We start from the raw sequence: 11,568 nt of genomic DNA, 5'->3' as shown, positions 1-11,568 counted from the left end.
GGCACCACCTGATCCCATTCCGAACTCAGAAGTGAAACACAGTATCGCCGATGGTAGTGTGGGGTCTCCCCATGCGAGAGTAGGTCATTTCCAGGCGCCAAATAAAACAGCAAGGCCACCTTAATCGGGTGGCCTTTTTGTTTTGTGTCTAAAGACTTTCTCAATTCGAATCATTAGCTACTGTGGATGATATGCCCATGCGAGAGTAGGTCAGTTCCAGGCACCTAATTGACTTGAAAGAGTCGTGAAACAGCCCGCTATTATGTAGCGGGTTTTTTTACGTCTGTAATTTGAGATTTAAAGCCGTTCTTGGACCTAAACCATTGACCCGTGTGGTTGATATGCCCATGCGAGAGTGGGTCAGTTCTAGGGGGCCAAAGAACACCGCAAGGCCACCTTAATCGGGTGGCCTTTTTGTTTTATGCCTTAAACCTGAGCAATTTAAAATAGTCTGCAATTGACTCGATGCTAATAGTGTTCAAAACAACTTATGCATTATTAATTTTTTGTTTTAGATCGTATGCGTCTTCGGTTACAACACGCTCAAGCACTTCAATCCGTTTACGTAGGGCGCTTATTTCATCATGTAGGGCTTTATTGTTGCTTGCTTGGTCTGTTGTGGCACGAGCTTGGCGCTCTCTAAGTTTCATTATGCTCACGATAAAACTGCCCAAAATAGCCAAAATTGGGATCAGTAATGCCATTGTTGCTGGGTTCATAAAATGTCCTTATTAGTCTTATTAAATAGCCTGTTACTTTGCTAACTTCGTTAAATTAACCTGCAATAGACCAGCTATTAATGCTTCATTTTGCCTTATGAGTAAAACAGATGACTAGTTTGGTAGTGGCTAACGTCTAAATTTATGATCTTTATCACCATATGCTCATCTCTTATCCTGAGTGCAGATTGATGTGTTTTGTTGTCTATTATTGTGACGACTTCAAACAAAATTACCAGTGACAAAAGTCATCATTGTGAAATCAACTTAATACCACTGATTATTACCTAAAATAGTTATTTTTTTTAGTTCACTGATTTTACAGTCTATTTTAAGGTTTTTGTGACTTAAATATTATTTTTTCACCTGCTACACTTGTTATATTTTCAGTCATCCATATATATATTATGTAGCAAGAATGATTAACGAAATGCTCGATTGAGGTTTCAGTAAACTTGCTAACACAGTGCCGAAAGGACTGTAAACTCGTAACACCACTAACATAAACAGTGGTCATTTTTACATATTGCTTTAGACAAGGGTATGAACATGCGTAATTTTAATATTTCTCCAGATTTAACTCCTCTTTATCGAAGTGCGATTGGTTTTGATCGTTTAGCGCAACTTGCTGAACATGCAGCAGCCAATAATGCTAACACTGGTTATCCTCCTTATAATATTGAGCTTTTAGGTGAAAACCGTTATCGGATCACTATGGCTGTTGCAGGTTTTTCTATGCCTGAATTAGATATCATGAGCGAAGGCGAAAAATTATTAGTTAAAGGCAATAAGACTGCTAAAAGTGATGAACGAAAATATTTACATCAAGGCATTGCTGAACGAGGCTTTGAACGCACTTTCCAACTAGCTGATCATGTGCGAGTGATTGGGGCGGACTTAGAACACGGTTTACTCAATATCGATTTGATTCGTGAAATTCCAGAAGCGATGAAACCACGTAAAATTGATATTGTCGCAACAAACACGCTCGGCTAAACCTTTATTGTTAGCTTGGTGTATATGTGGCTTAAGTGTAATCTAATATTTAAGCCATATTCACAACCTTTAGTGTTATCTCCCTCCCCATTTTTAGCTCATTGCTTACGCCTAGTTTTTACACTAGGCTTTTTTGCGTTCAAAATTTATTAGTCTAATCGTTATTCTGTGTCTTGGTTGTTTAATAGCACCGGTCCTGGCCCTTGTTTAGCGAGCAAATCATCAGGATTATACAGTGGACAGTTTTTCATCGATAAACAACCACAACCAATACAACCTTCTAATAAGTCTTTTAATTTTTGCATCTTAATAATCCTTTGGGTTAGTGATTGTTTCCAAGCATTGGATAAATCAGCCCAATCTTCTTTAGTCGCTGTTCTTCCACTGGGTAGACTCGCGAAAGCAAGGTGTATTTCATCAAGTGATATCCCTAATTGCTGCGCCGCTTTAATGAGCGATATTCGCCTAATAACGTCTCGTGCATAACGACGTTGATTGCCTTGATTTCGCCAACTACTGATTAAGCCCTTTTGTTCATAGAAGTGGATAGCGGACACATTGATCCCACAACGCTTTGCAACTTGGCCAACACTTAATTCTGCTTCCATTATTATTCCAACTATTTTTTATCATTTTGGCAAAAATAACCCTTTACCTCAAGTTAACTTGAGGTATTAAGCTGTGTTGAATTATTAATAAGGAGATAAGAGATGCGATTAGAACATTTAAATTTAGTAGTGAATGACTTAGACGAGTCATTAGTATTTTATAAAGCCGCATTTCCGCATTGGCGAGTGCGTGGTGGTGGCGAATCTATATGGCATGGTACACCAAGAAAATGGCTACATTTTGGTGATGATTATCATTATTTGTCGTTAAATGATTCGGGGACAGGGGAAGCTCGCGATCTTAAAAGTAATGCATTAGGTTTGGCACACTTTGCCTATGTAGTCGATAACATTGATGCATTAGTGGCAAGATTGGCCTTGGTCGGTTTTGAGGTGGCGATCATCGGTGGTCATGACCCCTTTTATAAAAGTCGCTACTTTATAGACCCGAACGGGTTTGAAGTCGAATTTGTTGAATACTTAACCGACATACCTAGTGAACGAAATCAGTATGATACTGAGTAATTAGTAACTGTTCATACTAAGTATTAATCAGCAAACAGTCGCCAGTAACTTTTAATGGCCAATCACTCAACATTAACTGCCATTGAGCTTATAGATAAAGCTCAATGGTTTAGGTTTAGGTTTAGGTTTAGTGGATTTTAGTAAGTTATCGATAAGTAACTGTACAGATAGTTCAATTATAAGTAATCAGATAAATCGCTATTAGCCGCTATCTCTACTTCTTGTTGCTTACCATGGAATAAGTAAGCTACTTCATTGCCAATTAACCGTAATGTTTCATCTTGACGCCATAGGGCGCTGCCTTCTTGGATTCCGATAACCGGCGTTAAAGGATCAACTAAGGTAAATTCTAACAAGCGTTGCGCGCGCGTTTCACCATTATGACCCGGCAGCTGGTAATTAGTGTAATGCGGATTTAATTGAAACGGCAGTATACCTAAGGCGGTAAATGATGGTGGTTCAACAATTGGCATATCATTGGTGGTACGAATGCTGGCTCCAGTAATGTTTGAGCCAGCACTCCAGCCAATGTACGGCATACCACTTTGTACTTGTTCACGGATTAAATGGACTAAGTCGTAACGATATAATTCGTTAAGTAATTGAAATGTATTACCACCGCCAACCAAAATTCCGGCCGCATCTTGAATTGCTTGTTTTGGGTCGGCAAATTGATGAATGCTATTAATGGTTATTGACAGTGGTTCAAGTGCAGTCTGTACTTTTGTCAAATATTCATCGTAGCTAACACTGACTCCCGCATAGGGAATAAATAGCCACTGTTGCCCAGGTTGGGTTAATGGACGAATAAGCTCGACAGCATGAGTTAAATAAGCAGAGTCACCGACGCGTGAAGCACTCAGCATTAACGCATTAATGGTCATAAAAAGTCCTTTTTGTTCATTGTTTTCGACAGTTTAACAAAGATTAACCATTGTCGACACAGAGTTTGTTTTTGGCGGTTATTTTTCAGTTTCAATTAATCAAACCTCCCTAGACTCAGCTCGCTTGAATTTCAAGTCTCTGTTTTGTCAGCTCATAAAAGAGTATAAATTTTTTTAATACAACTAAGCTTGAATTTAAATTTTTTGGACATATTATGTCTTTAGTAACAATGAAAAATCGGCACTTTTGCCATACAGGAGCTTAAATGAAGCGTATATTTTTGTTGATCGCAACCAACTTTGCCATATTACTGGTTGCTTCAATTGTAATGTCTATTCTTGGGGTTAATACCTCAACAATGGGTGGACTGTTAGTATTTGCTGCCATTTTTGGTTTTGGTGGTTCGTTTATCAGTTTAGCCATTTCAAAATGGATGGCCAAGAAAACCATGGGTTGCGAAGTCATCACCCATCCTCGTGATAATATGGAGCGTTGGTTAGTTGAAACAGTTGCACGCCAAGCTGAAAAGTCTGGTATTAAGATGCCTGAAGTTGCTATATACCAGTCACCTGAAATGAACGCCTTTGCTACAGGCCCAAGTAAAAACAATGCCTTAGTCGCAGTGAGTTCAGGTTTGCTTTATGGCATGACTCAAGATGAAATTGAAGGCGTACTTGCACATGAAGTCAGCCATGTGGCAAACGGCGATATGGTGACTTTAACCTTAATCCAAGGCGTCGTGAACACCTTTGTTATTTTTGCTGCACGTGTTGTCGCTGGCATTATTAACAATTTTGTTTCTAGCAATGATGAAGAAGGTGAAGGCCTAGGCATGTTTGCTTATATGGCTGTGGTATTTGTGCTTGATATGTTGTTTGGCATTTTAGCTTCAATGATTGTGGCTTACTTCTCACGTATTCGAGAGTTTAAGGCCGATGAAGGGGCGGCGCGATTAGCAGGTAAAGGCAAAATGATTGCTGCGTTAGAGCGTTTACGCCAAGGTCCTGAATCTGGTGCTATGCCAGCTCAAATGTCGGCTTTTGGAATTAACGGTAAACGTTCAATGGCTGAGCTAATGATGAGCCACCCTCCATTAGAAAAACGTATTGCGGCACTGAAAAATAGCTAATATTCAGAAAATTATCGGGTTTATGTCGGTAAAATAGAAAGGGAGCCTTTGGGCTCCTTTTTTGTTTTTTATGCATTAGGAATGATTGAATTGGGAGCTTTAATCGGTTACTTGTAGTGGGTTATTGCATTAATCACTCTAATCGATGACATATTGTTGTTTTATCACACCCAATAGGATAGTTTCAGATATGATCTGATCTCGCAATAATATTGCAAATAATGTCGATAAGCATACTCTTAATGGATACAAATATGCTTATAAGAACATGAGTCAACCAACACTATTCAGGAAATTGATATGCTGAAAAAAGCTATTTCTCAAGCGCAATTAAGAGAATGGCAGCTAGAAATAAACGATATTTCTGCCGAGTTTCGTCTTGCTATCATTTTTTATCAGGTCAATATTGAACTGAGTATTGATGTTATTTGCACAAGTCAAAATATTGATAAAAATACCCAGCAACAGCATGAGTCTAGTGTATTACAACATCTCAAAGCGACCCTCACGCATAATGTCACCACCCTCGATCAGCACTCGTGTGTCTACCACAAGCTTATTCGTTCAGCCCAAGGTACTATTATTGGCGTGATAAGCTTTAGCACTCAAGAGAAGCCGCCGTCTGAAGAGGTATTAAATCAAGCCTTATCGGCTATGCAAATACGCATAGCCGATATGCTAAGTAATGCAATCCGCTATTATATAAGCTCATTAACGATCGATTCTCATGCGAGTAAGCCAGTGTCTCTTGATGTTGATTTACAATCCTTTATTGATGCTTTTGAAGAGCATATTTGGGTAAAAGACACCAATGGGCAATATGTTTCATGTAATAAAAGTGTAGAGAGAGCTTGGCGAAAATCAAAAGAGCAAATTCTGGGGAAGACCGACTTTGATTTATTTGATCAACGCACTGCAAATGAATTTATTGAGAGCGATAAATTAGCCATCAATAGCGGAGCTTCCGTAGTGGTGTCTGAATGTGAAGAAGTCGACGTCAACTTTAATAAAGTCTGGCTCGAAACCATTAAAGCCCCAATTAGCAATGCTCAAGGCAAATTGACTGGGGTTATCGGAATGACCCGCAATATTGCCAAGCACAAAGAGGCTGAAGAACAACTTATTCTAGCCGCGAGTGTGTTTCAAAATGCTGTAGAAGGTGTAGTGATAACCAACAGTGATGGAAATATTACTGAAGTTAACCAAGCCTTTACTGATATAACGGGTTACAGTCGTGAAGAGGTATTAGGTAAAAATCCGAGATTACTTAATTCCGGTCGTCATCCAAAAAGCTTCTTTGAGCGTTTGTGGAATACGTTACTTGTTCAAGGTAAATGGCATGGTGAAATTTGGAATCGTCGCAAACATGGGGCGATATTTCCACAAAAGATCACTATTAGTGCCGTTTTAGATAAACAAAATATCATTCAGTATTATGTGGCAGTATTTGCCGATATTTCTGCTCAAAAACAAAATGAAGAAAAATTAAAAAATTTAGCCTATTTTGACCCGCTGACACAGCTCCCAAACAGAATGCAATTTATGTCATTGCTTGAGCAAGAGGTTAATCACTCTCATCGGGCCAAAAAGCAGCTGGCGATTGTGTTTTTAGATATCGACTTTTTTAAGCACATTAATGACAGTCTAGGTCATGTTATTGGCGACGAAATTTTAGTTGAGTTAGCTAAACGTTTATCTTACGCCTTATCTGATTTTGATGTGTTAGCCCGTCTAAGTGGCGATGAATTTGTCATCATGCTGCCTAGTATTATGGGGACCGATTCTGTCACCTCATCAATTGATCGCATTCGCAGTGTGTTTGAGCGTCCGTTTATACTGGATAATTCTCAATCTGTAAGGCTAACTGCCAGTATGGGCGTTGCTATCTACCCCAGTGATGGCGATGACCATGACAGCTTATTACGAAATGCTGACTCCGCTATGCACCGTGCTAAATTGGATGGGCGAAATAATTACGCTTTTTATACCGAGTCCATGACCAAACAAGCAGCAGAACAATTAAAACTGCAAACGGCATTGCATCAAGCATTAGTTAATGAAGATTTTTATTTAATGTATCAACCAAAGGTTAAGCTATCCGATTTAAAACCAAATGGTTTTGAAGCCCTTATTCGCTGGCACGATACGGCTTTAGGTCAAATTTCTCCTGCTGAATTTATTCCATTAGCCGAGAAGATTGGTTTGATTTGGGACATTGGTTTATGGGTATTAAAAACTGCCTGTTTGCAGGGGGTAGAGTGGTTAACACAAGGCAAAACATTTGAACGTATTTCCGTTAATGTGGCGAGCTTACAGCTACAAAGGAATGATTTTGTTGATAAAGTACGTTCTATTTTATTAGAAACGGGATTACCTGCGAAACATTTGGAATTAGAGGTCACCGAATCTTGTATGATGAATGATCCTGATGCAATTATTCGTGATTTGAAATTATTAGGTGCTATGGGAATAGCCTTGAGTATCGACGATTTTGGTACAGGTTACTCTTCTCTGAATTATCTCAAAAAGTTACCAATTGATAAGCTAAAAATCGATCAATCATTTGTGCGAGACATTCCTCATGATACCAATAACACCGCCATAGCTAAGGCGGTAATTGCATTGGGTCATGCCCTGAATTTACAGATTATTGCAGAAGGGGTGGAAACCGTCGAACAAGCCGATTTTTTGCGGCTTAATGGCTGTGATTTGGTTCAAGGATATCTGTATAGCAAACCGCGACTACCACAAGATCTTAACGAGTTTTTACCTACGATCCGTAACAGCAATTTACCTAATGAAATTAAAGTAAAGTAACAAAAATGCAGCTTACAGAGTGTGTAAGCTGCTTTGGCATTAACATTACGACTTTTAGTACTGCATTAAGCGTAAATATCTAGGTTCACCGATGTTGAATCACTGTTGGCCATTTCGGTGTTATCACCATTATAAATACTGCTTGAAGCATCAGCTAAACGTGTTTATAGAGTCATTTTGTTGCAATTTATTAGTCTGTTAGAAGCTTGGTCTCTATCATCCAACATTTGCGCTGCTCTGGTATATAAAATAAACCGTTTATCTCGAACAACCTGTGATCTCCTGAGATAAAAAGATCCTAGTTAATGTTTCAGGTAAATGCATTAATTCATTGCTAACTACATTAAAACATACTCCTCCTTTGGGTGCCGTAATTCCCTTCGCAAGCTTTTATCTCGATTCAGGTCTATTACTACGATTAGACTAATTTATTACATTTATCTTCGATGTTTACTCGCTCATAGCTTGGCTTTTGTTTAGAATGTCGTTGATATCATTTAGAGTATCAACGTGACCTTTTACTGGCATTGAATCGATTGGCGGGTTATGACTCATTGCGAATAGCATGTGGTAATTCCCCCGTGAATATTAGACTAAGAGTTGATAGTCGGATAAATGCTGATCACGTAAGATAGACCTTCCACTGGCATGCGCCGTTAGGAATACATTTATACTGAGGTGGACTGTTTTTCTGCCTAGGAGCATTAATGCAACTGTTTGTAAAAGATTTAACTGTAATCGATTTTTCTTACCTTTGTCCTGTTCGAGGCATGGTTGGTGAAAGCTGGATTGTCGATGTGCTATTAGATGGTGGCTTGGATGAGCAAAATATGGTGCTCGATTTTGGCAAGGTTAAACGCATCATCAAAAACACCATTGATGATGTAGCCGATCATCGCCTGTTAATCCCTACTGCTTGTAGCGAAGTGCGCTGGCAGCAGAAGGGCGACCGTGTTTGGATGGATTTTAGCAGTGACAAAGGTGACATACATTTAGCCTGTCCTTCACAAGCATTTGCGCTTATTCCTTCAGAAGTGATTGACTATGAAAGCGTCAATGACTTTTTGAAGAAAGCCTTACGTGAAGTGTTACCGGAAAATGTCCAAGGCATCAGCCTCACATTACGCAGCGAAGTGCTCGATACCCCGTTTTACCATTACAGCCACGGATTACGCAAGCATGACGGCAACTGTCAGCGGATTGCCCATGGTCATCGTAGCCCAGTAACGGTATTTGAAAATGGTATTGCAGAGCCCAAATGGGACCAATATTGGGCAGAACGTTGGCATGACATTTACCTCGGTACCGAAGAGGATTTAGTGTCGGTAAAAACCCTAGAATTGTCTAAGCAGACTAAAATCAGCGACGAAACACACTATGGTTTTCATTATGTTGCGCCTCAAGGTGATTTTCAATTAGCAATGCCTAAGCATTGCTGTGACTTAATTCCTCACGACACTACTGTTGAGATGCTTGCTGAATACATGGCAAAGACATTGGCCAGTAAAGAGCCTAAAAGTCATTTTAAAGTGATTGCTTACGAAGGTATTGGCAAAGGCGCCATTGCGGTAAGGGGTTAATCAAGTATTATTAATGGGCTGCCTTAAGGTGGCCCTTTTTTTTATCTTTTTGTCGCGATTAACAAGGAATGCGTTTCGATTATGTTATTAAAAAATACCATTTTAAAATTGATATCAACTGCAGCAATGCTGGTGGTCAGCTTTTGTGGCTTAACGGCTAATTCGGTTGCCGCTGTGACCTTTCAAGGCCAGTTTGAACAAGGTGCTTTAGTGCGCGGGGCTGTGCCAGCCGGCAGTAAGGTTTTGTTGAATGATCAAGCCGTAAAAGTCACCCCAGACGGTCAGTTTGCTATAGGGTTTGATAGAGACGCGAAAAAAGACCAAGTATTTAAAGTGATCTACCCAGACGGATTAACAGAAATTAAGCCGTTAACAATAGCCGCAAGAGACTACAAAATTGATCGGGTCACCGGCATAAGCCAGAAAATAATGAAACCAGATCCTGTCGCTCAAGCCAGGGCTGCTAAAGATGCCAAACAGACTCGTGCAGCCAGAGACTTATTTAGTCAGCAAGATGCATTTATGCAAACCTTTATTTGGCCTGTAACAGGCAGAATTTCAGGGGTATATGGTAGTCAGCGCATATACAATGACGTCCCCGGAAATCCACATTTTGGGGTTGATGTTGCCCGCCCAACAGGCACTGTAGTGGTTGCGCCTGCAGACGGCGTTATAACCTTAGCTGAACCCGACATGTTTTATTCTGGTGGCACTGTGATTATTGATCACGGCTATGGGGTGAGCTCAACATTTTTACATTTAAGTAAACTGTATTTAAAAGTGGGTGACAAAGTAGCACAAGGCGATAAAGTCGCTGAAATTGGCGCGACAGGTCGAGTGACTGGGCCACATTTAGATTGGCGCTTAAACTGGTTCCAAATGCGCTTAGACCCTGTATCGATTGTGCCGTCTATGGCGACTGTGTTAGCCGCTCAGAAATCGACTAAGTAGTGTTTGCTGTATAGAGTCAAGCCTTTTTGACTCTATAACCAACAGCTTTACGGGTATCTGTAGAGCATTATTTATGCCTCTTTGAGCTATAGCTTCAGCTGCGCGAGTCACTATTTTCTGCTTACTGCATAAAGGAAGCTAGTTATGATAAAGCGAGTTGGCAACATCGAGATCCAACTGAAACACAAAGCCACATGTCATTGTGGTGCTGTTGAACTTGAACTTACACTACCCAATGGTCTTGAAAATCCGAGACGATGCGATTGTTCAATTTGTCGTAGAAAGGGGGCGATTGTTGCTTCCGTTAAGCTGGATGGTATTCGAGTGGTAAAAGGTCAAGATGTGTTGAGGCTTTATCAATTTAATACTTATACTGCAAAGCATTATTTTTGCTCACTCTGCGGTATTTACACTCATCATCAACGACGTTCAAACCCTACTGAATATGGTTTTAATATTGGGTGTTTAGACGGTGTTAATCCATTTGAGTTAGGCCACATTGTCACTGGCGATGGTATCAATCATCCTGCCGATCGGAATGTTTAATATTACGTCCATATTAGCCAGTAATTATCATGGATATCTCCATTGGTTATTAATGGTTATATTCGGTGAGCTTTAGACGTAATGTGACTGAGTGTTATGATAGGAGATCGCAATGCTGCGATGGTTTATATTATTGATTAGCGTCATCGTGTGTTTGAACGTGAATGCTACTATCAATCTGACGTCATTAAGTGAAAAGGGCATAGATAAGTGGCACCCTAAAGTGTTTTCCGGTAAATCAATTTACTCCATCGTTGAGTATAAAGGGCGTTTGGCACTAAAGGCACTTAGTCATAATGCCGCGTCAGGATTAGTGTTAGAACGCCAAATTGATCTTATGGTAACGTCTTACCTCAACTGGAGTTGGCTCGTCGAAAAGCAACTGCTGCAGTTAAATGAGCGCAGTAAAAAAGGCGACGACTTTGTTGCTCGAATTTATGTGGTTATTGATGGTGGTTTTATGGTGTGGAATACCAAATCATTAAACTACGTTTGGTCGAGTAATCAAGATCAGGGCTTGGTTTGGGACAACGCTTTTGCTGGCTCAAGTGTTAAAATGCTCTCTATTAGAGGTAAGGAAGCGCAGAAGGGCAGATGGTATCCACAAAAGCGCAATGTATACCAAGACTTGATTGAAACCTTTGGTGATAAAGGCAGTGATACCGCTAATCGTAAAGCCTATCAATACATCGATATCATCGCGATAATGACAGACACAGATAACAGTGGTAAACAAGCTGAATCTTATTATGCAGACATCATATTTAGTGAAGAATAGAAACTTATTAATTAGCTGTTTACATAAAATAAAT

Annotated in this window: 11 protein-coding genes and 1 rRNA gene; 9 read left to right on the top strand and 3 right to left on the bottom strand. The window is 39.9% G+C overall.

Annotated elements, in window-relative coordinates; genetic code table 11:
- Nucleotides 1-96 (top strand): 5S ribosomal RNA (gene rrf, locus H5114_RS20095); the annotation flags it as partial.
- 392 nt (nucleotides 97-488) lie between these two features.
- Here rrf and H5114_RS20090 read toward each other — a convergent pair.
- Nucleotides 489-719 (bottom strand): hypothetical protein, encoded by a 231-nt coding sequence (locus H5114_RS20090; protein WP_182723875.1) that lies wholly within the window; start codon nucleotides 717-719, stop codon nucleotides 489-491.
- Nucleotides 720-1,268: 549 nt separating this feature from the next.
- Here H5114_RS20090 and H5114_RS20085 point away from each other — a divergent pair.
- Nucleotides 1,269-1,715, top strand: coding sequence for an Hsp20 family protein (locus tag H5114_RS20085; protein WP_124016047.1), 447 nt, complete (start codon nucleotides 1,269-1,271; stop codon nucleotides 1,713-1,715).
- A gap of 161 nt (nucleotides 1,716-1,876) precedes the next feature.
- Here the strand turns inward: H5114_RS20085 and soxR are convergent, their stop codons facing one another.
- Entirely contained in the window at nucleotides 1,877-2,323 is a 447-nt protein-coding gene (soxR, locus tag H5114_RS20080; protein ID WP_124016046.1) for a redox-sensitive transcriptional activator SoxR, read from the bottom strand.
- 102 nt (nucleotides 2,324-2,425) lie between these two features.
- Between soxR and H5114_RS20075 the strand changes: the two genes are divergently transcribed.
- Nucleotides 2,426-2,848, top strand: coding sequence for a VOC family protein (locus H5114_RS20075; RefSeq protein WP_124016045.1), 423 nt, complete (start codon nucleotides 2,426-2,428; stop codon nucleotides 2,846-2,848).
- A 176-nt stretch (nucleotides 2,849-3,024) separates the two neighbouring features.
- Here the strand turns inward: H5114_RS20075 and pepE are convergent, their stop codons facing one another.
- Nucleotides 3,025-3,732, bottom strand: a complete 708-nt coding sequence (pepE, locus tag H5114_RS20070; RefSeq protein WP_182723874.1) for a dipeptidase PepE — start codon at nucleotides 3,730-3,732, stop codon at nucleotides 3,025-3,027.
- 266 nt (nucleotides 3,733-3,998) lie between these two features.
- Here pepE and htpX point away from each other — a divergent pair, with 266 nt between their 5' ends.
- From htpX to H5114_RS20040, 6 genes are all read left to right on the top strand, one after another.
- The gene (gene htpX, locus H5114_RS20065) at nucleotides 3,999-4,862 is read left to right on the top strand and encodes a protease HtpX (protein WP_124016043.1); all 864 of its coding nucleotides are present in this window, start codon (nucleotides 3,999-4,001) and stop codon (nucleotides 4,860-4,862) included.
- Nucleotides 4,863-5,162: 300 nt separating this feature from the next.
- On the top strand, nucleotides 5,163-7,679 hold the full coding sequence (locus H5114_RS20060) for a bifunctional diguanylate cyclase/phosphodiesterase (protein WP_182723873.1): 2,517 nt from the start codon (nucleotides 5,163-5,165) through the stop codon (nucleotides 7,677-7,679).
- Nucleotides 7,680-8,386: 707 nt separating this feature from the next.
- A complete protein-coding gene (locus H5114_RS20055; RefSeq protein WP_124016041.1) occupies nucleotides 8,387-9,259 on the top strand; it encodes a 6-carboxytetrahydropterin synthase in 873 nt (290 codons plus the stop codon).
- Nucleotides 9,260-9,385: 126 nt separating this feature from the next.
- Nucleotides 9,386-10,210, top strand: coding sequence for a M23 family metallopeptidase (locus H5114_RS20050; RefSeq protein WP_259395353.1), 825 nt, complete (start codon nucleotides 9,386-9,388; stop codon nucleotides 10,208-10,210).
- Between the two features lie 144 nt (nucleotides 10,211-10,354).
- The gene (locus tag H5114_RS20045; RefSeq protein WP_182723871.1) at nucleotides 10,355-10,756 is read left to right on the top strand and encodes a GFA family protein; all 402 of its coding nucleotides are present in this window, start codon (nucleotides 10,355-10,357) and stop codon (nucleotides 10,754-10,756) included.
- 112 nt (nucleotides 10,757-10,868) lie between these two features.
- A complete protein-coding gene (locus H5114_RS20040) occupies nucleotides 10,869-11,534 on the top strand; it encodes a DUF3047 domain-containing protein (RefSeq protein ID WP_182723870.1) in 666 nt (221 codons plus the stop codon).
- The last annotated feature ends 34 nt before the right edge of the window (nucleotides 11,535-11,568 follow it).

Source organism: Shewanella sp. SR43-8, assembly GCF_014163775.1.
GTDB classification, from domain to species: domain Bacteria; phylum Pseudomonadota; class Gammaproteobacteria; order Enterobacterales; family Shewanellaceae; genus Shewanella; species Shewanella vesiculosa.
Note: the sequence above shows the minus strand (reverse complement) of the source record. Positions and strands in the feature narration are given on the sequence as shown.